This is a genomic window from Planococcus sp. ISL-109 (assembly GCF_018613655.1).
Lineage (GTDB): Bacteria > Bacillota > Bacilli > Bacillales_A > Planococcaceae > Planococcus.
Genome location: NZ_JAGGPW010000004.1, coordinates 516,498 through 538,727, shown reverse-complemented (window position 1 = coordinate 538,727; position 22,230 = coordinate 516,498). Strand labels below are relative to the sequence as shown.

Annotated in this window: 27 protein-coding genes; all 27 read right to left on the bottom strand. The window is 48.0% G+C overall.

Annotated elements, in window-relative coordinates; genetic code table 11:
* Positions 1-32: 32 nt before the first annotated feature.
* Positions 33-668, bottom strand: a complete 636-nt coding sequence (gene lhaT / locus J7E21_RS04490) for a lipoprotein heptaprenylglyceryl N-acetyltransferase LhaT (RefSeq protein ID WP_215105137.1) — start codon at positions 666-668, stop codon at positions 33-35.
* 61 nt (positions 669-729) lie between these two features.
* Complete coding sequence (locus tag J7E21_RS04485) at positions 730-1,515, bottom strand: menaquinol-cytochrome c reductase cytochrome b/c subunit (RefSeq protein WP_215105135.1); 786 nt, start codon at positions 1,513-1,515, stop codon at positions 730-732.
* A gap of 36 nt (positions 1,516-1,551) precedes the next feature.
* Positions 1,552-2,226 carry a menaquinol-cytochrome c reductase cytochrome b subunit gene (qcrB, locus tag J7E21_RS04480; protein ID WP_215105132.1) on the bottom strand — a complete coding sequence of 225 codons (675 nt, stop codon included), beginning with the start codon at positions 2,224-2,226 and terminating at the stop codon, positions 1,552-1,554.
* Between the two features lie 21 nt (positions 2,227-2,247).
* Positions 2,248-2,751 (bottom strand): QcrA and Rieske domain-containing protein, encoded by a 504-nt coding sequence (locus J7E21_RS04475; protein WP_215105130.1) that lies wholly within the window; start codon positions 2,749-2,751, stop codon positions 2,248-2,250.
* 141 nt (positions 2,752-2,892) lie between these two features.
* Entirely contained in the window at positions 2,893-3,357 is a 465-nt protein-coding gene (locus J7E21_RS04470; protein WP_353047724.1) for a YpiF family protein, read from the bottom strand.
* Entirely contained in the window at positions 3,354-3,914 is a 561-nt protein-coding gene (locus J7E21_RS04465; RefSeq protein WP_215105128.1) for a ReoY family proteolytic degradation factor, read from the bottom strand. The genes J7E21_RS04470 and J7E21_RS04465 overlap by 4 nt, the downstream gene beginning before the upstream one ends.
* 14 nt (positions 3,915-3,928) lie before the next feature.
* A complete protein-coding gene (locus tag J7E21_RS04460; RefSeq protein WP_215105126.1) occupies positions 3,929-5,182 on the bottom strand; it encodes a tetratricopeptide repeat protein in 1,254 nt (417 codons plus the stop codon).
* Between the two features lie 85 nt (positions 5,183-5,267).
* Complete coding sequence (aroA, locus tag J7E21_RS04455) at positions 5,268-6,551, bottom strand: 3-phosphoshikimate 1-carboxyvinyltransferase (RefSeq protein ID WP_215105124.1); 1,284 nt, start codon at positions 6,549-6,551, stop codon at positions 5,268-5,270.
* Positions 6,552-6,565: 14 nt separating this feature from the next.
* The gene (locus J7E21_RS04450) at positions 6,566-7,654 is read right to left on the bottom strand and encodes a prephenate dehydrogenase (protein WP_215105122.1); all 1,089 of its coding nucleotides are present in this window, start codon (positions 7,652-7,654) and stop codon (positions 6,566-6,568) included.
* Positions 7,651-8,034: a chorismate mutase gene (gene aroH, locus J7E21_RS04445; RefSeq protein WP_215105120.1), complete on the bottom strand. Its 384-nt coding sequence runs from the start codon at positions 8,032-8,034 to the stop codon at positions 7,651-7,653. Before aroH ends, J7E21_RS04450 begins: the two co-directional genes overlap by 4 nt.
* On the bottom strand, positions 8,034-9,107 hold the full coding sequence (aroB, locus tag J7E21_RS04440) for a 3-dehydroquinate synthase (protein WP_215105118.1): 1,074 nt from the start codon (positions 9,105-9,107) through the stop codon (positions 8,034-8,036). The genes aroH and aroB overlap by 1 nt, the downstream gene beginning before the upstream one ends.
* 3 nt (positions 9,108-9,110) lie before the next feature.
* Positions 9,111-10,283: a chorismate synthase gene (gene aroC, locus J7E21_RS04435; protein WP_215105116.1), complete on the bottom strand. Its 1,173-nt coding sequence runs from the start codon at positions 10,281-10,283 to the stop codon at positions 9,111-9,113.
* Between the two features lie 225 nt (positions 10,284-10,508).
* The gene (ndk, locus tag J7E21_RS04430) at positions 10,509-10,955 is read right to left on the bottom strand and encodes a nucleoside-diphosphate kinase (RefSeq protein WP_215105114.1); all 447 of its coding nucleotides are present in this window, start codon (positions 10,953-10,955) and stop codon (positions 10,509-10,511) included.
* Between the two features lie 86 nt (positions 10,956-11,041).
* Positions 11,042-12,016 (bottom strand): heptaprenyl diphosphate synthase component II, encoded by a 975-nt coding sequence (hepT, locus tag J7E21_RS04425; protein ID WP_215105112.1) that lies wholly within the window; start codon positions 12,014-12,016, stop codon positions 11,042-11,044.
* A 22-nt stretch (positions 12,017-12,038) separates the two neighbouring features.
* A complete protein-coding gene (locus tag J7E21_RS04420; protein ID WP_215106103.1) occupies positions 12,039-12,737 on the bottom strand; it encodes a demethylmenaquinone methyltransferase in 699 nt (232 codons plus the stop codon).
* Between the two features lie 5 nt (positions 12,738-12,742).
* Positions 12,743-13,519, bottom strand: coding sequence for a heptaprenyl diphosphate synthase component 1 (locus J7E21_RS04415; protein WP_215105110.1), 777 nt, complete (start codon positions 13,517-13,519; stop codon positions 12,743-12,745).
* 75 nt (positions 13,520-13,594) lie between these two features.
* Positions 13,595-13,816: a trp RNA-binding attenuation protein MtrB gene (gene mtrB, locus J7E21_RS04410; protein ID WP_215105107.1), complete on the bottom strand. Its 222-nt coding sequence runs from the start codon at positions 13,814-13,816 to the stop codon at positions 13,595-13,597.
* A 25-nt stretch (positions 13,817-13,841) separates the two neighbouring features.
* Positions 13,842-14,417: a GTP cyclohydrolase I FolE gene (gene folE, locus J7E21_RS04405; protein ID WP_215106101.1), complete on the bottom strand. Its 576-nt coding sequence runs from the start codon at positions 14,415-14,417 to the stop codon at positions 13,842-13,844.
* 237 nt (positions 14,418-14,654) lie between these two features.
* The gene (locus J7E21_RS04400; protein ID WP_052651392.1) at positions 14,655-14,927 is read right to left on the bottom strand and encodes an HU family DNA-binding protein; all 273 of its coding nucleotides are present in this window, start codon (positions 14,925-14,927) and stop codon (positions 14,655-14,657) included.
* Between the two features lie 174 nt (positions 14,928-15,101).
* On the bottom strand, positions 15,102-15,812 hold the full coding sequence (locus tag J7E21_RS04395) for a hypothetical protein (RefSeq protein WP_215105105.1): 711 nt from the start codon (positions 15,810-15,812) through the stop codon (positions 15,102-15,104).
* A 13-nt stretch (positions 15,813-15,825) separates the two neighbouring features.
* The gene (locus tag J7E21_RS04390) at positions 15,826-16,029 is read right to left on the bottom strand and encodes a DUF2768 domain-containing protein (RefSeq protein WP_215105103.1); all 204 of its coding nucleotides are present in this window, start codon (positions 16,027-16,029) and stop codon (positions 15,826-15,828) included.
* 89 nt (positions 16,030-16,118) lie between these two features.
* Positions 16,119-17,138 carry an NAD(P)H-dependent glycerol-3-phosphate dehydrogenase gene (locus J7E21_RS04385; RefSeq protein ID WP_215105102.1) on the bottom strand — a complete coding sequence of 340 codons (1,020 nt, stop codon included), beginning with the start codon at positions 17,136-17,138 and terminating at the stop codon, positions 16,119-16,121.
* A 141-nt stretch (positions 17,139-17,279) separates the two neighbouring features.
* Positions 17,280-18,590 carry a ribosome biogenesis GTPase Der gene (gene der / locus J7E21_RS04380; RefSeq protein ID WP_215105100.1) on the bottom strand — a complete coding sequence of 437 codons (1,311 nt, stop codon included), beginning with the start codon at positions 18,588-18,590 and terminating at the stop codon, positions 17,280-17,282.
* 93 nt (positions 18,591-18,683) lie between these two features.
* Entirely contained in the window at positions 18,684-19,739 is a 1,056-nt protein-coding gene (gene fni / locus J7E21_RS04375) for a type 2 isopentenyl-diphosphate Delta-isomerase (RefSeq protein WP_215105098.1), read from the bottom strand.
* Positions 19,740-20,885 carry a 30S ribosomal protein S1 gene (rpsA, locus tag J7E21_RS04370; protein ID WP_215105096.1) on the bottom strand — a complete coding sequence of 382 codons (1,146 nt, stop codon included), beginning with the start codon at positions 20,883-20,885 and terminating at the stop codon, positions 19,740-19,742.
* A 68-nt stretch (positions 20,886-20,953) separates the two neighbouring features.
* The gene (locus J7E21_RS04365; RefSeq protein WP_215105094.1) at positions 20,954-21,544 is read right to left on the bottom strand and encodes a lysophospholipid acyltransferase family protein; all 591 of its coding nucleotides are present in this window, start codon (positions 21,542-21,544) and stop codon (positions 20,954-20,956) included.
* On the bottom strand, positions 21,541-22,221 hold the full coding sequence (gene cmk / locus J7E21_RS04360) for a (d)CMP kinase (protein ID WP_215105092.1): 681 nt from the start codon (positions 22,219-22,221) through the stop codon (positions 21,541-21,543). The genes J7E21_RS04365 and cmk overlap by 4 nt, the downstream gene beginning before the upstream one ends.
* Positions 22,222-22,230: the final 9 nt, after the last annotated feature.

Here is a 22,230-nt window from a genome sequence, read left to right as displayed (position 1 = left end):
ATTGATCAACCTCTCTTTTTGTTTCTATAAGCCTATTTTACTTGTTTTTCCCACTCACGGTCAACTGATACGCGCGTCGCTTCATGACGATTCAATGAAGCGACGACCCACGCAAATGCAATGCAGGCAATCGACAGCCAAAATGTAAAATAGCCGATTTGCGCACTGTATTCACTCAAGCTCGAGTAAATCGGCATCTGCCCAAACACATAATCAATGACGTCGTTATGCAATGTCCAAATTGCTGCCAGCGCAACAGAAACATAGCCGAAGCGGTAATGGTCGATATAAAGCACAGCTTGGAGTGCCATCGCAAAATGCGAAGCAACCAGCATCCACCCGAGCCAGCCGATAGAGCCTGTTTGCCAGAGCGTCAGTAAATTCATGACAACCGCCCATAATCCGTACTTGATTAATGTGACGAATGCTAAAGCCTCAAGCAGTGAATTGCGTTTCCCGACGATCCATAGCCCCAGCACAATGGTGAAAAACAGGCTGGCTGTCGGACTATCCGGTACAAAGATTAGAAAAATCGGCTCAGTGATGCGCAATTGCCAGCCATACCAAATATAGCCATAAATCGTTCCGCCTAAATTAACGAAAAACAATAAGATTAAAAAAGGGCGGAACATCAGCCAAGCAGAAACTTTCGCAACGAACTGCAACATGAAACCTTCCTTTCTTGTGCAGAAAAAAGAGCCGGTTTCCCGACTCTTTTCTTTTGCCAACTTATTCAGCTTCGAGTCCAGCTATGAACTCAGCCATAACTTGCAGATCTTCTTCAGATCCGTCTTCCCAAGATGGCGGCATTACTTGTGCTCCATCTCTTTCGATACCGTTTACAGCAATTTCAGCGATTTCTTCAGGTGACAAGCCAGTTCCAACTAATGTCGGTCCGACAGCCCCTTCTAAATTATCACCGTGACAACTGATACATGAAGATTGGGTGTAAATTTCATATCCCGGATCTTCTGTATCGATTTCTGCTTCTTCTGTAATCTCGCCTTGGCGTGCCGCTGCTTCCCAGTCATGGTTAGCGACGGATTCATAAGTCAAGAAAATGATCGAAGCGATTCCCAGAAGCATAAAGCCTGTCGGCAATGGACGCTTAGATGGGCGTCGTTCCGGTCCGCGATCGAGGAATGGTGCTAACATCAACGCACCGAATGCAAGACCCGGTATGATGATGGCGCCGACGACGTTAAACGGTCCGGACGCAAATTCATATTTCAATAATTGGTATAAGAACAAGAAATACCAGTCTGGCAATGGAATGTATGCTGTGTCTGTCGGATCAGCCTGGCCTTCAAGAGGCGAAGGGTGGGCGACAGTCAAGAGCAAGTATCCAATCAAGAAAACCGAACCGATCATCCATTCTTTCAAAAGGAAGTTCGGCCAGAAGGCTTCTGTTTTGCCAGGATATTCGGAGTAATCTTTCGGGATATTCGGCTTCCGAAACTCTTTGCTCGGTACGCGGGAATCCCCTACAAATTTCATCCCTTTTCCACGGTGCATAGTGTCCCCTCCTTAAAATCCTTGGTTAAGGATGAATTACAATGGTCCTGAAATACCTTGTCTTCTAATCATGATAAAGTGTGCTGCGAGCAACCCAAGCAAAGCAGCAGGCAAGAAGAAGACGTGGATCGCGAAGAAGCGCGTCAATGTTTGAGCTCCAAGGATAGCTGTATCCCCTGCAAGCAAAATTTTGATGGTTTCGCCGATTACCGGTACAGAAGCTGCAATTTCAATCCCAACTTTTGTTGCGAACAATGCTTTCATGTCCCATGGAAGCAAGTAACCTGTGAAGGAAAGACCAAGGATTACGCCGAATAGCAATACTCCAACGACCCAGTTCAATTCACGAGGTTTCTTATATGAACCTGTAAAGAATACTCGCAGCGTATGAAGGAAAATCATAACTACTACAAGAGAAGCTCCCCAGTGGTGCATACCACGCACAATTTCCCCAAAAGCGACTTCATTCTGGAGATAATAAACCGACTGCCAAGCATTTTCGATATCGGGTACGTAATACATCGTAAGGAACATACCAGATAAAATTTGGATGACTGTGATAAAGAATGTCAGCCCTCCGAAACAATAGACAAATGCTGAAAAGTGGTGTGCGGGGTTTACGTGCTCAGGTACTTCATGGTCTGCAATATCACGCCAGATCGGCGTGATGTCCAATCGCTCGTCTACCCAATCATATAACTTGTTTAGCACTGGTGTCGTACCCCCTAACTATTAAACTAAAGTATTTTCTTTTACTGCTCCGATGGCTACAAAACCATCTTGGTCTTCAACATCGAACTCATCAAGAGGGCCGATTGGCGGCGTACCTGCAATGTTGGCACCGTTTTTCTCGTAGCGGCCAGCGTGGCACGGGCAGAAAAATTGTGTCGGGTGTTCTGCATCTCCACCCCAGTTAACTGTACAACCCAAGTGCTTGCAGACAGGTGATAGCGCGATTAGCTTATCTCCATCTCTGTAAACCCAAGCAGAGTTCGTGACGTCAGATGTATACCAGCCATCAACTTGTTCGTATGAAAAGTCAACTCTTACAGGTTCCTCTGTAATCTCAGAAACCGCTTGGCCAGTTAATACATAATCCCCGGCGTCTTTTTGCTGAAGAACTGGATCCACTGCAAAGCGAACCATTGGCATTAGCATCCCTGCTGCCATGAAACCGCCCACACCTGTTAGTGTGTAACCTAAAAATTGGCGTCGTGATACACGATTATTACTCATCCTTTTCCCCCCTCTAACATTACAAGGTCAGTCCAATGGACATACTCATTCAGATATAATTACTAGGACAACCTAATGATATATCAATCAAAACTCAAGGTCAATATCGCATTCAGCTGAATGGAACACTTTGTGAACATTTCATGAATGATGTGTCCATTCTTTCATAAACAGCGGCAGCACTTGCCGCAACTGGTCTTCCATTACCGATTTCTTGAATGTTTGGTCCATATCCCCTGTAGGAATCGCCGGCAGCCATAAAACATTCGGTAAATCGTCCAGGGCGCGCCACTGGGCATCCGCTGTCAAATAAAACACATGTTGGAAGCTGGTTTTGCGAAGTTCCGCCTGCAAGTCCACGGCAAGCTTTGTTCGGTCCGACTCCCGGGCATAAGAAACAGGCGGAAACAAAAGAATCCGCCCTTTGAATTGTTTTTCCAATATAGCAGTCAAAGATTGCATATATTCGGATGCATTGGCGCTCGCTTTCATGCCGTTTGCACTTAAGTCTAGTTCAATCAACGGGATAACCGCCGTATCAACATATTCTTTCTGGCCCACATATTGATCAATGTCTTTGCTCGTAAAATGCATGCGTTGATTCACACTCCATCTCTTTTCATCGATTTCACTGTAGCGAGCAGAGCAGAGAGCTCAAAGAATCTGTCTTTATCGCCCGCATCCAATGCTTCATCGATTTTTTTCAGTATCGTTTCTACCTGATAGGAAGACAAGCTTTCATTCAATACTTGCTCCGCTAATAACCGGTCCTGTTCGCTCACAGCCGCCCCTTTAGGCAAATGTGGATTTTCCTCAAGCACTGCCAAGTAAAGCGGAACTGGCGGTATGCTCGGGAAATTCAATTGCACATACAGTGCTTCTTCCGGGTTGAGCCTGAGGTCGTGGAACGACTTCTCGGCATCTGCTGTCATCAGTTTTCCTTTATAGAATTGAAACGGTATCTCTTTGGATTCCGTTGTGGACATGACCATCGCACGGGGACAATAATGCGCTTCCTCTACAAAATGCGTTTTCTCCAATAATTCATCATTGCTCAATAAATAATTGAGGATCCAAATGCATTCACGTCTTTTCATCTTATAGGACCCAAGGAACCAACGGACAAATTGTTTTTTCTCGCCTACAGAAACGGATGCGGTCATAATGTCTCCCCCTTTCAGTCAAACGATTGAAGCCAATCAAACCATTGCGGATTTTCCGGCTCCAACGCCTGCAGCTCTTTGATTATTTCGAGAGCGCGTTCCCGTTTCCCTTCTTCCACTAAAAATAACGCATATGACTCAAGGAAACTTGCATCGTCGGAAAATGCTGGATGGGCTTTTTCGTAATATTCCAGTGCCAGATCGAATCGCTCGGTCCGATTATACGCTTGTGCAATCATCGGATAAAGTGCGTTCCAATCATCTCCGCTCTCGACAGCCATCGACGCGAGCTCCAATAGCTCCTCATCCTGCTCTTCGGCATGGAAATACGCCATCAATACATAAAGAGCCTCCATATATTCCGGGTCGAGCGCGATTGCTTGACGCAGCATCTTGACGCCTTCTTGCGGCTTTCCGAGCTTGAGCGCCAATTTCCCAGCAAACAAATACAATTCCTTGTCGAACTCATCGCGAGCCAGCCCTTGTTTAATCGCCTCGTAGGCTTGTTTATAATCTTCCATCATATTGAAGCATTGCGCTTTCAACAAATATGCAGAGAAATAATCCGGATCAGCTTCCAATAGTTCATCGAGCCTGCGCACAGAAAGTTCATACTGCTTTGACTGAAACGCAGCAAAAGCCGCGCCGAATAACACATCAGGCTTTACTTCTTCTTTCAGCGCACGTTCATAATGCGGCAATGCTTCCTCATAGGCAGCCCCAGCACTGTATACTTCCGCCAAACGCTCGTTCAAATTGACGCCTTCGATAGAAACTTTGTTACTTTCCAACTCTTGGTAAATACGCGCCGATTCCAAATAACGCCCGGAATCGAGCAAAAGTTCCGCCTTTGCCTGCTGCAACAGCGGCTCGCCCGGCATCAGGTCGATTGCTTCATCAAGACGATTTTCCGCCGCCTCAAGAAGCCCCTGTAATTGAAACAGATCCGCCAAAGCGATCAGCGCTTGCGGGTATAACTCATCGCCTTTTGGAATTTCCATCAACTCATTGAGCGCCTCGTCTTCCAAGTCCGCATCAATCAACAGATTGGCGCGGTCGATGCGCAGCTGGGTTTCTTCTGGAAACATGTATTGCAGGTGTTCGACAACGCGGAGCGCTTCCTCGATAAACCCGATTTCCTGGAGCCATTCCATGACCGCATATTGTTCATCGGGATTGCCCTTCAGGAGATATTGATCGAGCAGCGTATCCAGCGCTACTGTATCACCAGCCTGTACGGCTTGTTGTATTTTTTCTAATGTTGCCATGCACATCACCTATTCTTTGCAGTTATTATTGTTATCGTACACGAAACCATCATTGTAGCATAATAAAAACTCCCCCGAAGGAGAGTTATTGTGTGAGCTTATCCAGGTGTTCGAAAAAGCTTGGGTAGGAAATGGAAATACAGCCCGGATCATCAATCGTCACTGGTCCGTCTGTAATGAGCGAAGCTACTGCCGCCATCATGCCAAGGCGGTGATCACCATAGCTGGTCATCGGTGCACCACGCAAGGCTGTGGGGCCTTGAATGACCATGCCGTCCTCTGTCGCTTCAATGTCAGCTCCGAGCTTTTTCAGTTCGGTGACGACTGCTTGGATGCGATCGGTTTCTTTGACGCGCAATTCTTCCGCGTCCCGGATGACCGTCCTGCCGTTCGCCTGCGTCGCCACAAGTGCAATCAATGGAATCTCGTCGATCAGCCTCGGAATAAGAGCACCGCCAATTTCAGTTCCGGAAAGTGCAGCACTACGGATCTGGATGTCCGCAGATTGCTCACCCTCTGAATCTCGCTCGGTCAATCGAATATCCGCGCCCATCGATTCGAAAACATCCAGTATGCCGGTTCGCGTCGGGTTGATGCCGACATTCTTCAGTTCGATGTCGCTGCCTTCTGAAACCAGAGCTGCTCCAATCAAAAACGCAGCAGATGAGATGTCGCCAGGCACTTGTACGTGTGCCGCACTGAGCTCCTGCCCGCCAGTTAACGAAATCACATCTCCCTGACGCGTGATGTCCGCACCGAAATGCTTAAGCATAATTTCTGTATGGTCACGCGATGGCACTGGTTCATGGACGGTCGTTATGCCATCAGCAGACAAGCCTGCCAAAAGGACCGCTGATTTCACTTGAGCGCTTGCGACCGGCATCGTGTAGTCAATTGCCTTGAGTTGTGTGCCTTTGACAGCGAGTGGCGTGAAATGGCCGTTGGCGCGCCCACGAATGTCCGCTCCCATGAGACGAAGCGGCTCGACAATGCGCTTCATCGGACGGCGTGCAATCGATTCATCGCCTGCCATGACGGAATGGAATTCGGTCCCTGCAAGCAAACCGAGCATCAACCGTGTGGTCGTCCCAGAATTCCCAGTATCTAATACCACTTCCGGCTCTTTCCACTCCCGTCTGCCGCCACTTTTAATGATTACGTGGTCACCGTCAATATTGATGTCGATGCCGAGTGACCGGAAGCAGCTGATCGTGCTCAAGCAATCATCCCCCATCAGGAAACCGTCGACAGTCGTCGTTCCCCGAGCAAGGGCGCCGAACATGACCGCCCGGTGTGATATGGACTTATCGCCCGGAACTTGAACGCTGCCGGATAGCGCCGGCTTCGTATAGCTGATCGTTTTGGACATGTAATTCATTCCTTTCAGGAGATATACGTATCATAAGCGGTTCGCTCGGAAAACACGCGCTGCGCGCTTTCCCGGTCTTCCGCTGTCTGAAAGCTGAGGACCAGTATGCCAAAAACATCTTCCCGCGTTTCCAGGATCCGCAAATTGACGATGCTGATGCCAGCTTCCGCTAAATACCCCGTCAGTTCCGAGATGATCCCCGGTACATCCGGGATATCGATATACAAATCAAACACGGAATACATCGCTCCGTGCCCAGCTTCCGGCAGTTCATCCCGTGTTTCTTTCGCTTTGGCGAAAAAGCGGTGAATCGGCTCCGGTTCATTTTTTTGCAAGATTTCACGCAAATGCGTCATCTGGTCCATCCAATGGTCCAATTGCTGCACGATCATTTCATTATTTTGCGTCGTGATGTCGCGCCACATATCCGGATTTGCAGAAGCGATGCGTGTGGTATCGCGGAACCCGCCTGCCGCGAGCTGCCGCGCAAACGGAAATTGCTCTTCCCGGTCAAGCTGGTGGACAAGAGCGGCTGCGATCAAGTGAGGGAAATGGCTGACAATAGCCGTCATATGGTCATGGTCTTTTGCTTCTAGCACTTTTATCTTCGCTTTAGTAACCGAAAGCAGCGCGGTCAGCCGCTCTATATCCCGCTCACTTGCACGCTTGCCGGGCGTCAAAATATAAAATGCATTTTCAAACAGCACATCTTTTGCCGCTTCAACACCGCTTTTATGGGAACCCGCCATGGGATGTCCTCCAATAAAGATGTGCTCTAGTTTTTCAGCAGCTTCCATAATTTGGACTTTGGTGCTGCCGGTATCCGTTAAAATGACATCATCTTTCAATTCCCAATATTTGCTTCTCTCCATCAACTTGACCGTAGCCCCTACCGGTGTCGCAAACACGATGACATCAGCCGCAGCTGCCGCCTGCTCAAGTGAAGGCGGTGAGCTTTGGATGATTCCCATTTTGAAAGCTTTTCTGGCGGTCAATGCATCTGCATCATAGCCCGACACATGAACATTGTCGTTTCGCTGCAATGCCTTTGCTAAAGAACCGCCGATCAATCCGAGGCCGATGATGAGTACTTCTGTTTTCACGCTTGGCTCACCTGGCTTTTCTGTGATAGATCGGGACGCAGTTTCACAGCGTCGTTCATGTAAATATGCTGGATTTTATCTTGCGCAATTTTCGTATTGACGTGCATCATGACACGGATGCACAGTGGCATGCTACCCGGAACGTCCATTTCATGCGTGCACATGACCGGCACATAGGTCCAGCCGTCGATCGTCCGGACGGCTTTTGCCGGAAATGCTGCAGAAATATCCGTAGTAGTCGATATGATCGCCGATGCCACTTCATCCGGTTTGATATCGTTTTCTTTGGCCATCTGCAGGACTAGCCGACGCGTTTGTTCCAATATTTCCGGCGCTTCATTTTTTGATATGGTGATTGCGCCTCTGACTCCTCGAATCATCAAATCATCTCCTTGATCGTTATTCCCAACTGTCTAAAAGCTACTTGCGCCTGCTGTTCTTCGACTTTTTCCACATAAGGCTGACCTACTGCCCCGAGCAACACGAAATTCAGTGCCGAAGCAGTCGATTTTTTGTCTTTTTTCATATAAGGCAAAAGTGCTTCAAACGGCATGTCCAACAAAAGTTCGAGCGGATAATCATTCGCTTTTGCCCACTTGAGAAAGTCTATAAGTCTGGCGTTATCCGACAACTCGAGCGCGTAAGCCATTCCGAGAACGACCGCTTCTCCATGCGTCAGTTTGCCATAACCCAAATGCGCTTCAATGGCATGGGCGAGCGTGTGACCAAAATTCAAAAATTTGCGGACGCCCCCTTCAAACTCATCTTCTTCGACAATCGCCGCTTTTACAGCGATGCCTTTTTCAAGATGAATCGACAGCTCAGTTTCAGACATGGCGCCAAAATCGTTGATTGCCAAAAGTTCATCCAGCCAGCGTTCATTCGAGATGAACGCATGCTTGATCACCTCCGCCATCCCGGAACGGACTTCCTTGTCAGGAAGCGTCCCGAAAAAGCTGCTGTCGTAAATGACTGCCTGCGGCTGATAAAACGTGCCGATCATGTTTTTCCCGAGTGGATGGTTGATCGCCGTCTTGCCGCCGACCGCACTGTCGTGTGCCAAAATGGTCGTAGGCACTTGAATAAACGCCACTCCGCGCATGAATGTCGAGGCGACAAAACCTGCCAAATCCCCGACTGCGCCTCCGCCAAACGCCAAGATGACGGTATTTCGCGAACAGTTCTCCGATAATAAGAAGCTATGGCAATCCATAAAGCTTTCTGCGGATTTCGCTTTTTCCCCGGCCGGCACTTGAAACACTTTCGGGTGGAACTCCTCTAGCTCTGCCAAAAGCTTATCCAGGTGCAACTCAGCAACCCGGCTATCGGCAATCACGACCATCTGATCCGCTTGTGCCAATAACACCTGGTAACGTTCCGCTAATAGCCCGATGGCATGCGGCCCGATATGCACAGAATATGGATGCCCCGTTTCAACCCGCAGTTCTCTCATCTCTTAAAACTCCTTCGTATAGGCTCTAAAGCTTTCGATGTTTTCTTTTAGTCGCGGCAATTGGTCCGCATCAAATTGTTCGAGCAAAGCATTCGCCGCTTCAAATGCGACCACGTGCTCCGCTACAATTGAAGCAGCCGGCACCGCACAGCTATCCGATCGTTCGATGCTTGCCTGAAATGGTTCTTTCGTTTCGATATCCACGCTTTGCAGTGGTTTATAAAGCGTCGGGATCGGCTTCATCACACCACGGACGATGATCGGCATTCCTGTCGTCATTCCGCCTTCAAAACCGCCCAGATTGTTCGACTTCCTTGTATAGCCTTGTACTGCGTCCCAAAGAATTTCGTCATGGACTTCACTGCCCGGACGTCTCGCCATTTCAAACCCTAAACCGAACTCCACGCCTTTAAACGCATTAATGCTCATAACAGACGCAGCAATTTTCGCATCCAATTTGCGGTCGTAGTGAACATAGCTGCCGATTCCTGCAGGCATGCCTTCGACGATGACTTCCACCGTTCCGCCGATCGAGTCACCATTTTTCTTCGTGGCGTCGATCAAATCGGTCATTTCAGACGTTTTTGTAGGATCTGCGCAGTATACTGCATCGTTTTCGACAATGTCCCGGATCTCATCGGCTGATTTTCCGATATAGCTTGCCGGGTCGACCTTGATGCCGCCGATTTCAGTCACGTGGGAGACGATTTTGACGCCGAGTTCGGCAAGCAATTGCTTCGCTACTGCCCCGACCGCTACACGCACAGTCGTCTCACGCGCAGAAGAACGTTCCAATACATTACGCAAATCCCGGTGGCCATATTTCATGCCGCCGTTCAAATCGGCGTGACCTGGGCGCGGCCGTGTTAATTGACGCTTCACTTCGTCTGTTTCTTCGATCGGTTCTATCCCCATAACATTCGTCCAATGCTTCCAGTCATCATTCTTAACGACCAACGCGACCGGCGAACCGAGTGTTTTCCCGTGTCGGACGCCTGAGACGATTTCTACGGTATCTGTTTCAATCTGCATCCGTCTGCCGCGGCCATGGCCGCCTTGGCGGCGTTTCAACTCTTTATTGATCATTTCCGCCGTCAAAGGCAATTGTGCTGGCAAACCCTCGATAATGGCGGTCAATTGCGGTCCGTGAGATTCTCCTGCTGTTAAATAACGCATGTACACTTTCTCCCTTCAACGTGCTAAAGTATTTATGTTTCACTATACCATATGGCATTTGTTCAATTCTATCCTAAATATCCAGAAAACTAAACATTCGAATAGCAACTGAACCCCCGCCCCAAAAGAAACCGCTTTCACTCACGAAGCCAGTCGTCCTCTCTCCATTCGGGCAAATAAAAAAAAGGCGGCCGATTGCACGGCCGCCTTTAATCGAAATCCGGATCAGTTGACCCAGTTATTCATTGTTTTTTCGTATGATACTAATTCTTCTTGTTTGAAGAACAAGCCGATTTCACGCTCAGCGCTTTCAGCTGAATCAGAACCGTGGATCATGTTTTTGCCAACAGTGACTGCGAAGTCGCCGCGGATTGTTCCTGGAGCAGCATCTTTAGGGTTTGTAGCGCCCATCATTTGACGTGCAGTCAAAATGACGTTTTCGCCTTCCCAAACCATAGCGAAAACAGGGCTGGATGTGATGAAATCAACAAGTTCGCCGAAGAACGGACGCTCTTTGTGCTCTCCATAATGTTGTTCAGCAAGTTCAGTCGGGATTTGCATCAATTTAGCTCCTGCCAAATGATAGCCTTTCTTCTCGAAACGGGAAACGATTTCACCGATGACATTGCGTTGCACACCATCAGGTTTTACCATCAAAAATGTTTTTTCCACTATTGAACACTCCTCTATTAGAAAGCTCGGGCAACTTGCCCACCTTAAAAAATACTATCATTGTCCAAACATTTGTCAACCGGAAACTAAAACTTTCGCTTGCCGATAAAGAATGCGATTTTGCGCATCGTTTTCGTTGCGGGGCCTTTCGGCAAATAGGCCAATTCCTGTAATGCTTTTTCAAGATACAGGCTGCTCATGAGCTTGGCTTCATCGACTGCCGAGCTGCTGCGGATGGTCCGGACAATTTCCAAGCGCTTATCATCCGAAATGTCTTTCTCCAAATTTTCGCTAAGCAACCGGTAGATAGCCGGATCCCGCCGCGCGTATAAAATAGGCAGCGTGATATTACCTTGTATAAAATCACTGCCAGCCGGTTTTCCAAGCTCTTCGTCACTTGCCGTGAAATCCAAAATATCATCGATGATTTGGAACGACATGCCGATAAAATAGCCGAAACGGCGCAAATGCGCTGCGGTTTTTTCATCTGTCCCGGAGACTAATGCCCCTAGTTCACAGCTTGAAGAAATCAACAATGCGGTTTTCCGTTTGATGCGGCGTAAATAATCGCGCAAACTCTGGTCCAGCCGATACTTATGTTCGATTTGGATGATCTCTCCGCGGCACACTTCGATTAATGTCTTCGACAAAACATCATGGACTCTCGGAATGTCGATTTCTGTAATCCGCTCTAATGCCCGTGCCAAAATGAAATCTCCTGTATACATTGCGACGCTATTGTTCCATTCCGACTTTACTGTCGGACGCCCTCTGCGAATCTCGGAATCATCGATGACATCATCATGGACGAGCGATGCCATATGTATCAATTCCAACGGTACAGCCACTTTTTGGAGTAGCTCGACATTGTAATTGCCGAATTTTCCAGCAAGCAAAACAAAAACAGGGCGGATTCGCTTTCCTCCAGCCTGCAATAAATGAAGAGAAGCCTCATTTAATAGAAGGGATTCGGAATCCACTGCCTGTTCCAATTCTGTTTCGATCAGTTCCAGCTCTGGTTTCAGGTCGGAATAGAGCAATTTCAACTTCATCTTTTCCACTTCATAACCTTCTCCCGCTCGTTTACTTTTTCAATCCCATATGAAGCGCAGCTGCGCCTCCGGAATATGGTTTAAACTTCACTTTAGTGAAACCGACCTTGCTGAAAAGTCCGGCAAGCTCACGCATGCCTGGAAATGTTTTAGCCGATTCCTGCAGCCAGGAATATTCTTTATAGCTTTTTGCGAACATTTTGCCGAAAGCCGGCATGATGAAACGGAAATAAAAACGGAAAAACGGTTTAAAGAAAAAGCTTTCCGGCTGGGAAGTTTCAAGACAAGCTATCATGCCACCCGGCTTCAGTACTCGGTGCATTTCAGATAATGCTTGCTCATAATCCGGCACATTTCTAAGACCGAAGCCGATCGTCGCAAAATCAAATGAATTATCAGGATACGGCAACGCCATTGCATTGCCCTGGACCAGTTCGATTTGAGGCATATGCGCCGTTTTGCCATGACCGACATTCAGCATGTTTTGGCTGAAATCCAAGCCGACCACTCTTCCTGTAGGCCCCACTGCATCGCCTAATGCGATTGTCCAGTCGGCTGTGCCGCAACAAACATCGATGCACGATGCGCCTTGTGGCACCTGCATTTTATGCATCGTATCATTGCGCCATTTATTATGCTGCTGAAAACTGATGACCGAGTTCATCTGATCATAGTTTTCGGAAATTTTTTCAAAAACTTCATGCACGCGTTGTTCTTTCGTTTTTTGCATCATCGTCATCCTTCTCGCGTCAGCTGTTCAGCACTGTGCTGATGCGGAATAATTTGGTCGAGCAATATAGCCTTAACTTCAAAATCCAGCTGGCAATCATTTGCCGCTAAAAGAATTTGTTCACTTAACGCATCGAGCCGCTCCATGAGCCATTGTTCAATCAACGAACTATGGACCATCGTCTCGCTTAGAAGGCTTAGTACATAGCTGAACTGTCCAGTCTTTAGCGCTTCCAATTCATCCGTGTAGCGCTGGTACAAAAGAGAGCATTCCATCAGTTCGCGGTAGTTGCCGAATTCACTCACTTCGTAGAATGAATTGAGCAATGCCGTTTCGATCACTTTCACCGTTTCTTCGACTTCCTCCGGTTGTTGGACACGGTGTTCATGGAACGACGCTTTTTTTTCGCTTACTTGAATAATTGCAGCAGCCAGCTTCTGGACCATCTCCATGTTTTTAAGTTTGGCGAGCATTTGGTAATAAATGCCGCTATACAAATCGCCCGCCAAAACGGTAAGTTGCTGTTCTTTGCTAATCGGCATTTCTTCTTTCACCTTGTCATGGGCATGTAAAGCCGCATAGACAATTGCTACCGTATTTGCGCTTGTATCCATTTTCGCTGACCATTGCTCCCCGTTAAAGTACGGCAGCAGCAAGAAAAACAAACGGGACTCTTTGACAAACGGCCCATCTGTCCACTGATCAAGTGTGCGTTGACGAACTGCATTCAGGACGTCAATTTCCATGGAGATAATTTTGGATTGTATTTGGTGTCCGTTCATACTGCCTGCTCCATTCATAGGTTAGCCATACGTCATATTATACCATAATGGCCATATAGCCTTCACTATTAACGCTTATTTTTTGGCATCGCTTTCAATGATGCCGTGAGCGGAATGGATTTCCGCCTTGCCGCGGATTTTCATCGCTGAAGTATGTTCGGTAAATTGCGCGATCATCACTTCGCCGCGGTCCAATTTTTCCGTATGGTGAAATTTTGTATCATTGCCGCGCGTTAAGCCGATAACGTTGACTCCGTCTTCTTGTGCACGGATGACAATATATTCTGTCTGTGCCATTTCTTTCACCTGCTTTTTAAGTTTGTTAGTTCATATTGATATACGTAATGACTTCAGAGCGTTTAATATCATCCGTCTCCAGAAGCCCTCTTGAAACAGCGGTCACAGTCTTGGATCCAGGCTTCTTGATGCCCCGCATCGTCATACACATATGTTCCGCTTCGACCATCACATAGACGCCGTGCGGATTCAGTGTTTCCATGAGGGAGTCGGCAATTGTAGATGTGATCCGCTCCTGCAATTGGGGACGTTTGGCTACAGTTTCGACTGCACGGGCCAATTTACTCAGCCCCGTCACGACACCGTCGCGCGGAATATAAGCGACATGGGCTTTGCCAAAGAACGGCACCAAATGATGTTCACACATCGAATAAAACGGAATGTCTTTGACCAGCACCAATTCTTCATGGTTTTCATGAAAAACCGTTCTGAAATATTCTTTCGGGTCTTCTTTTAATCCAGCGAAAACTTCCGCATACATTTTCGCGACACGCTTGGGGGTGTCTTGCAGCCCTTCACGGCCGACATCTTCCCCGACAGCCTCCAGGATCATGCCGACAGCCTTTTCTATTTTTTCCAGATCTACGTTATGGCTTTTCATATCTATCACATTGTTTCCTCCTGTAGAAAAAATCACTCTATTTGGGGCAGCAAGCAGTAAACCACTGAATTGAGGCGCGGTTTTAGTGTCCGGTTTTTCGAGCCTCCGTTCATCTCCGCTTTTCTCACATGAATTGTAGCATTTACGGGGGGGATTGGCAAAAAGGAGGCCGAAAAAAAGAATGGCCTTTGCAAGAACGAATCTCACAAAAGCCATTCTATGTACAGTTGCCGAAGCTTATTTCACTGCGTCTTTAAGTGCTTTACCTGGCTTAAAGGCAGGAACTTTGCTAGCGGCGATCTCGATTTCAGCACCTGTTTGTGGGTTGCGTCCTTTACGGGCCGCGCGCTCACGTACTTCGAAGTTACCGAATCCGATCAGCTGTACTTTGTCACCTTTAGTTAGAGCATCTTGAATCGCTTCAAATGCAGCGTCAACTGCTTTCGCAGCATCTTTACGAGAAAGTTCAGCCGCTTCTGCAACAGAGTTCACTAATTCTGTTTTGTTCATGCTATTCACCTCCTCTCAAAGGGGATGCTTGCCATCAATCCTGTAAAAAGAGTATCACAACGAAAATCGCATAGCAACAACAAATAGGCCGCGTTTCGAAGAAAACCACCAAATACTCCCAAATTTTTTAAAAATATGTGGATTTTCTTGAAATCCGCGCTGCATCAAGGGTTTTCACTCCGTCAGAAAGATCGGTTCCCCATTTTCATCAATAGTGTACGGAAGTGAATATGCGGGAACAATCGGGCTATCTTCATACAAGATAAAGCGGATGTCCTGTCCTTCTTTCAGCTCCCCGTCGTACTCCTGGATTGCTGCATATAGGTCGATGGAATAGTCGACGTAAACATCGCCGCGTCCTGTGATGACCATCGGCAGCAATTGGCCGCTATAAGGACTTTGCACCACCGGCTCATCACTGAATCCCATAGCCTCATGGTTGAACCTGTAGACATTGTCAGCCACGACTTCAGCAATCGGTGCCCTCCCACCGTTTGCACTCTTTCGTACATTGACCGAACGGATGCCCTCTGCTACACGCAAATCGACAAGCTTCACTGAAGGATTTTCTTCGACATCCATTAAGACATATTGATAAACTCCGCCCACTTCAAACGCATTCGACGGTATTTCAGCAGTGAAATCCGGTACGATTTTGGAAAAATCGACTGGGTATTTGATGTATTGATCCACGTCCATATCCCGTGTCTTGATCGGCAATAAACCGCCATTAGACTCCTGGTAACGCTCGACCGCATTGGTTACTGTCATCAATTGATCCTCATAGGGAATCTCATTTTCCGCGCGTTCACCGCTCGGATAAGCACATCCCGCCAAGGCCAAGCTGATGAGCAGTGTGAATAAGAAGATTGCCATCTTTTTCATCACGTTCATCTCCTCAAGCGCCGCCTGTCGGTCCGCTGAATATCGTAAACACCATAATAAAGAAGCCGAGAATCAGCAGAACATACGCAATCAGCGCAAATAGAAATTTAAAGATACCGTTTTGCAATTTGTACCGGCTCAGATAAATCATTCCCATTGAAATGATCAAAAAAGCGATCCCTGCAAAAGATACCCACATTTTATCCAAAGAACTCATGAATAAGCCGCCTTTCGTCGAGTTTCAGTCAATAGTATAGCATAGAAAAAGAAGGGGCAGCAGCAAGCAACCCCTCCGTTTGTGACAAATTACAGCAAGTCGATCAAATCTTCCATTTCATTTTTTCTCATGCGCCCCATCAGTTCCTCTACAGCTTTCTCCGGCTTGACGCTTTCGAACAATACCATGTAGAGAGCATCTGTGATCGGCATCGGCACTTGATATTTTTCGGCCAATTGGTGAGCCGCTTTGGTCGTGCGGATTCCTTCAACGACCATGCCCATTTCATCGAGCACTTCTTCTACGTTCTTGCCTTTGCCGAGCATATTGCCGGCGCGCCAATTGCGCGAATGGACGCTCGTGCACGTGACGATTAAATCACCAACGCCGGACAAGCCAGAGAATGTCAGCGGCGTAGCACCCATCTTCACGCCGAGGCGAGCGATTTCCGCAAGGCCCCGCGTCATGATTGCAGCTTTCGCGTTATCTCCATAGCCAAGACCATCCGTGATCCCGACCGCTAAAGCGATGATATTCTTCAAGGCTCCGCCAATTTCCACTCCGATGACATCCGTATTCGTGTAAACACGGAAATAGGAATTCATAAACAAATCCTGGATGCGATTTGCAGCTTGTGTATTGCCGCATGCCGCAGTTACCGTGGTCGGATGTTCCAACACAACTTCCTCTGCATGGCTCGGCCCGGACAGGATCACGACTTCTTCAATGAGCTCCTCAGGAATTTCTTCACGGATCATTTCACTGATGCGTTTTAATGAATCCGGTTCGATTCCTTTTGAGACATGGACAAACAGACCTTTTTTAGTCATTCGCGTACGTATGTCCCGGGACACTTCACGTATCGCTTTGGTCGGTACAGCAAGCACAAAAATATCAGCATGTGCCACCGCTTCATCGAGATCGGCTGTCGCTTTTAACGAATCGGGCAGACGAATCCCTTTCAAATAACGTTCATTTGAATGTTCATTGATTTCTTCAGCCTGTTCTTTGCGATGGGTCCACAAAAGAAGGTCATGGCCATTTTGCGCCAGTACATAGCTAAGCGCAGTACCCCAGCTTCCGGCACCAAATACTGTGACTTTTTCCATCGATATCTCCCCTTTACCCAGCTTTAACGGCCTGTAAGACTCCCGCTTCTACAAGTAGGAGATCCGACTTTCCGTAAAAGTCCGATTGGATCAACTAAACTCTCAGCGGGGTTAAACAACCCTACTGAGTAAAGTTTCTCTTTATGTGCGCGCTCGCGTGATCAAGCGCAGCGGCGTGCCTTCAAAGTCGAAGCTATCACGGATCCGGTTTTGCAAAAACCGCTCGTAACTGAAGTGCATCATTTCCGGTTCGTTGACGAAGACGACAAAAGTCGGGGGCTTAATGGCCACTTGGGTCACATAATAAAGGCGCAAGCGGCGTCCTTTATCAGACGGTGCCGGGTTCATCGCTACAGCGTCTTCAATGACTTCATTCAGGATACTTGATTGAATGCGGCGCGAATGGTTATCGTTGACGCGGTTGATGACTTCTAGGATATTGTGTACGCGCTTGCCGCTGGTCGCCGAGACGAACATGATCGGTGCATAATCCAAAAACAGGAAATGTTCACGGATTTGCTGCGTGAATTTGTTCATTGTTTTATCGTCTTTTTCCACAGCATCCCATTTATTGACGACGATGACGATCGCTTTTCCGGCTTCATGGGCATAGCCCGCAATTTTCTTATCTTGTTCTTGAATGCCTTCTTCCGCATTCAAGACGACCAGCACAACGTCTGAACGTTCAATTGCGCGCAATGCACGAAGCACGCTGTATTTTTCGGTTCCTTCGTAAACTTTCCCTTTTTTGCGCATTCCTGCAGTATCGATAATGACATAAGGCTGCTCATCGTATTCGTATTGCGTATCGATGGCATCTCTTGTCGTACCGGCCAGCTCACTGACAATGACGCGCTCTTCGCCTAGGAACGAGTTGACAAGTGAGGATTTGCCGACGTTCGGACGGCCAATCAATGAAAACTTGATGACATTGTCCGGATATTCTTCTTCCTCTTCTGTCGGGAAGTGTTTCGCCACTTCATCCAGCAGATCGCCAAGACCCAGTCCATGAGAGCCGGACACCGGGAACGGTTCGCCTACGCCGAGCGAGTAGAAATCATATACCATGTGGCGCATATCAGGGTTATCAATTTTGTTAACAGCCAGCACAACTGGCTTTTTCGTACGGTATAAGATTTTTGCAACTTGCTCATCTTGTTCCGTCACGCCGTCCCGTCCGTTGACGAGGAAAATGATGACGTCCGCTTCATCCATCGCCACTTCGGCCTGGCTGCGGATTTGTTCGAGGAATGGCTCATCGCTGAGGTCGATTCCTCCTGTATCAATAATATTGAATTCATGTGTCAGCCAATCAGCCGAACTGTAGATGCGGTCACGTGTGACTCCCGGGATATCTTCCACGATGGAGACGCGCTCACCAACCACGCGATTAAAGATCGTGGACTTTCCTACATTCGGCCGGCCAACAATTGCTACTACCGGTTTAGGCATAATTAATTCATCCTTCCACTTCTGATATGCTTATTATACACGAAAAAGAGGACGACATCTGCATAATGTCCATCCCCTTAAATTGTCCAATATTCAGTTTTTCACAGGAACCGCAAAATGTTCCGCATCATAGCCGCGCTGCTGCAGATGAGACAACAGTTCTCCACTGATCACAACAGGGCTTGACCGGATTTCTTCAATTGTCCGTGCTCCGAGAGCAGTCATGAGCATGCGCAAATCCTCGTGCAGAGCATTGATCTCCTCGATCAATCCGCTCTCCCCGCAATTCACTGCACGCTTCAGAAAGCTACCAGCAATTCCAGCTGCATCCGCACCGAGACGGAACGCCCGCACCAAATCACCGGCATCCTGAAGACCACCCGATGCTAGGACCGTGCGTTCAAAGCCTTCACGGCACTCCACAATCGCTGCTGCAGTCGGGATGCCCCAATCTTCAAAATACGCCAGTTTGCGTTTTCTGCGTTCGTTTTCGATGCTCGCAAAATTTGTTCCACCGAAGCCGCTTGCGTCGATTGCTGCTACACGCGTCTGACCAAGGGCTTTAGCGGTTTCTTCCGAAATGCCGAAGCCGGTTTCTTTTATGATGACAGGCACATGAAGTGCCTCCGCAATTTGCCCGATGCGATCCAACGCTCCGCGAAACTGGCGGTCGCCTTCTGGCATGGTCAACTCCTGGACGACATTCAAATGGATCTGCAGTGCATCGGCCCCGATCATCTCTACCGCTTCTTGGGCTTGCACGACAGTGGCTTCGCTTCCGAGATTCCCGAAAATGATGCCATTAGGGTTCTCTTGCCGGACGACTGCATAACTGTCGCGCTCAGCTTTGTCTTTGAGCGCGGCCATCTGGGAGCCGACCGCCATCGCGATCCCTGTTTCTTTTGCTGCCCTTGCAAGCAATGCGTTCAACTGCAGTGTATCCTGTCCGCCGCCGCCAGTCATGGCATTAATAAAAACAGGTGATTTCAACTTCAAATCACCTGTTTTCGGCTCTAATGAAACATCAGCGACGCCGATTCCCGGCAGCGCTTGGTGGACAAAGCGGACACAATCAAGCCAAGTCTCCCGCCCTTGTCCAGTGGACAGTGCATAATTGATATGGTCCATTTTTCTTTTAGCCCGTGACATTTATTCGGATTTAAACCCTTTTAATTTATCCCCAATAACATCGCTGATGGAAAATCCAGTTGATTCTTCCGGCATATCGTATTGGGAGAAGTCTTGTTCCGTGTCTTTTTCCTGAAGCTCTTTAATGCTGAGCGATAAACGCTTGTCATCTTTATTCGCTTCAAGCACTTTCACTTGGACTTCCTGTCCTTCTTGAAGAACCTCGTGCGGTGTCGCGATATGCTTATGGGCGATTTGTGAGATATGCACCAAACCTTCTACTCCCGGCAACACTTCTACAAACGCTCCGTAGCTGACAAGGCGTTTTACTATACCTGGATGGACAGAACCTTTCGGCGCTTTTTCATCAATCGAATCCCAAGGACCAGGAAGGGTATCTTTAATCGATAAGGAAATGCGTTCCGAATCACGGTCGACCGAAAGGACCTTCACTTTCACTTCCTGCCCTTCCCTCACGACGTCCGACACTTTGTCGACATGTTCATGCGACAGCTGCGAGATGTGCACTAAACCATCGACGCCGCCAATGTCGACAAACGCCCCGAATGAAGCGATCCGCTGAACTTTTCCGTCCAATACATCGCCGGCATTGATCGAATCCATTACTTGCTCTTTTTTCGATTCCTTTTCGCTTTCCACAACAGCACGGTGGGAAAGAATGAGGCGATTGTTTTCTTTTTCCATTTCAACAATTTTAAAGGTCATAACACGGCCTTTATAATCTTCAAATGATTCCACGAAATAATCTTCCACGAGTGAAGCCGGCACAAAGCCGCGCACGCCAAGGTCAATTACAAGACCGCCTTTGACGACATCTTTCACTTCCGCTTCAATAATTTCACCGGATTCAAATTTCTTCTCGAGATCGTCCCAAGCGGATTCAGCATCTACTTTGCGTTTGGATAATACAAAGTTCTCATCCTCCACCTTTGTGATGATCAGTTCGAGCTCGTCGCCTTCTTGGACCGAGTCCGAAGCTTTTTCGATATGGAGGCTCGATAATTCGCTGATCGGGATGATCCCGTCGAATGGCGCTCCCTCGATTGTCACCGTTACTGCTTTATCCTCGATTTTGGCGACTATACCTTTTACGCGATCTCCTATTTGGAAGTCACGGTTTTCCATCAAATTCATATCCTCTGACATAAGTAGCCCTCCTTCACAAACTGTCCATCTTCTATTTTATTCGAATTCTCTAATAAAAACAAAAATAATCACTTATTTTCGAGGTTTTTATCCAGAATTTTTTGAATACTTGCCATGATCGCTTCTGTCACTTCTTCTGCATTTGCTTTCCGTTCGCGGTATGGCTCCATTAAAATCGGTTCACCGTAGATGACTTTCACTTTCCGGAAAGGTTTGTATGGTCCGATGATGGCACAAGGCATGACATCGGCATTGCCGCGTAGCGCAAAGAATCCAGCACCGCTCAAGCCTTTTTTCAACACGCCGTCTGTTGAGCGTGTCCCTTCCGGAAACAGCCCGACCACTTCGCCGCTTTTCAACAGCTTCAAGGCAGCACGGAGCGCTTCACGGTCGCTCATTCCGCGTTTGACTGGGAATGCGTGGACTTTCGGCAAAATCGCCCCCAGTATCGGTGCTTTGAACAGTTCTTCCTTCGCCATAAAATGAACCGTTCTTGGTGCGGTCATGCCGACTACCGGCGGATCAAGGGCATGGATATGGTTGCTGCACAACAGCACGCCGCCTGTTTTCGGGAAATGCTCCGTGCCACTCACTTGAAAACGGTAAAGCGGGCTTAATGCTGTCTTGACGAGCGTCTTGCCGATTGCATATAAATTCATAGCGCCACTGACCTCTCTTCTGCCAATTTCATGATGGCTTCTGCCGCCTCGCTGATCGTCAAAGGCGTCGTATCCAAAAACACAGCATCTTGCGCTTGCTGCAGTGGAGCGACTTCACGCTCCGAGTCCATCTTGTCCCGCTGAGCGATTTCCGCTTGCAATTCTTCGAGCGGTGTCGTGATATTGCGCTTTCTATTTTCTTCGAAACGCCGTCTTGCACGTTCTTCGACTGTTGCGGACATGAATACTTTAAGTGCCGCGTCCGGCAAGACATGCGTGCCGATGTCGCGGCCGTCCATGACGACGCCCCTAGCTTCAGCTAGCTTTTGCTGAAGCTCGACCATGCGTCTGCGGACGAGTTCGTGAGCCGCCATTTCCGACACCGCTTTCGTTACATGCTGAGACCGTATGGCTTCCGAGACATCTTTGCCATCTAGCAATACTTTCTGTCCGCCTTCGACTGGGATCAAATCAATTTCCGTTTCCGCAAGCAATGCGCCCGCTTCTTCATTGCTCGCCAAGTTAATCCCGGTATCGAGCGCTTTCAGCGTGATGGCACGGTACATCGCCCCTGTATCGATATAAATATAACCCAGTTTTTCTGCCACTATTTTAGCGATCGTGCTTTTGCCCGCAGCAGCCGGCCCGTCGATCGCAATTTGTATTGCATTAGTCAAAACTGTCAC

Coding starts and splice junctions, on each gene's coding strand:
- lhaT (WP_215105137.1), bottom strand. CDS start 668: ATGTTGCAGTTCGTTGCGAAAGTTTCTGCTTGGCTGATGTTCCGCCCT.
- J7E21_RS04485 (WP_215105135.1), bottom strand. CDS start 1,515: ATGCACCGTGGAAAAGGGATGAAATTTGTAGGGGATTCCCGCGTACCG.
- J7E21_RS04475 (WP_215105130.1), bottom strand. CDS start 2,751: ATGAGTAATAATCGTGTATCACGACGCCAATTTTTAGGTTACACACTA.
- J7E21_RS04465 (WP_215105128.1), bottom strand. CDS start 3,914: ATGACCGCATCCGTTTCTGTAGGCGAGAAAAAACAATTTGTCCGTTGG.
- J7E21_RS04460 (WP_215105126.1), bottom strand. CDS start 5,182: ATGGCAACATTAGAAAAAATACAACAAGCCGTACAGGCTGGTGATACA.
- aroA (WP_215105124.1), bottom strand. CDS start 6,551: ATGTCCAAAACGATCAGCTATACGAAGCCGGCGCTATCCGGCAGCGTT.
- aroH (WP_215105120.1), bottom strand. CDS start 8,034: ATGATTCGAGGAGTCAGAGGCGCAATCACCATATCAAAAAATGAAGCG.
- aroB (WP_215105118.1), bottom strand. CDS start 9,107: ATGAGAGAACTGCGGGTTGAAACGGGGCATCCATATTCTGTGCATATC.
- aroC (WP_215105116.1), bottom strand. CDS start 10,283: ATGCGTTATTTAACAGCAGGAGAATCTCACGGACCGCAATTGACCGCC.
- J7E21_RS04420 (WP_215106103.1), bottom strand. CDS start 12,737: ATGCAAAAAACGAAAGAACAACGCGTGCATGAAGTTTTTGAAAAAATT.
- J7E21_RS04415 (WP_215105110.1), bottom strand. CDS start 13,519: ATGAACGGACACCAAATACAATCCAAAATTATCTCCATGGAAATTGAC.
- mtrB (WP_215105107.1), bottom strand. CDS start 13,816: ATGGCACAGACAGAATATATTGTCATCCGTGCACAAGAAGACGGAGTC.
- folE (WP_215106101.1), bottom strand. CDS start 14,417: ATGAAAAGCCATAACGTAGATCTGGAAAAAATAGAAAAGGCTGTCGGC.
- J7E21_RS04400 (WP_052651392.1), bottom strand. CDS start 14,927: ATGAACAAAACAGAATTAGTGAACTCTGTTGCAGAAGCGGCTGAACTT.
- J7E21_RS04395 (WP_215105105.1), bottom strand. CDS start 15,812: ATGAAAAAGATGGCAATCTTCTTATTCACACTGCTCATCAGCTTGGCC.
- J7E21_RS04390 (WP_215105103.1), bottom strand. CDS start 16,029: ATGAGTTCTTTGGATAAAATGTGGGTATCTTTTGCAGGGATCGCTTTT.
- J7E21_RS04385 (WP_215105102.1), bottom strand. CDS start 17,138: ATGGAAAAAGTCACAGTATTTGGTGCCGGAAGCTGGGGTACTGCGCTT.
- der (WP_215105100.1), bottom strand. CDS start 18,590: ATGCCTAAACCGGTAGTAGCAATTGTTGGCCGGCCGAATGTAGGAAAG.
- fni (WP_215105098.1), bottom strand. CDS start 19,739: ATGTCACGGGCTAAAAGAAAAATGGACCATATCAATTATGCACTGTCC.
- rpsA (WP_215105096.1), bottom strand. CDS start 20,885: ATGTCAGAGGATATGAATTTGATGGAAAACCGTGACTTCCAAATAGGA.
- J7E21_RS04365 (WP_215105094.1), bottom strand. CDS start 21,544: ATGAATTTATATGCAATCGGCAAGACGCTCGTCAAGACAGCATTAAGC.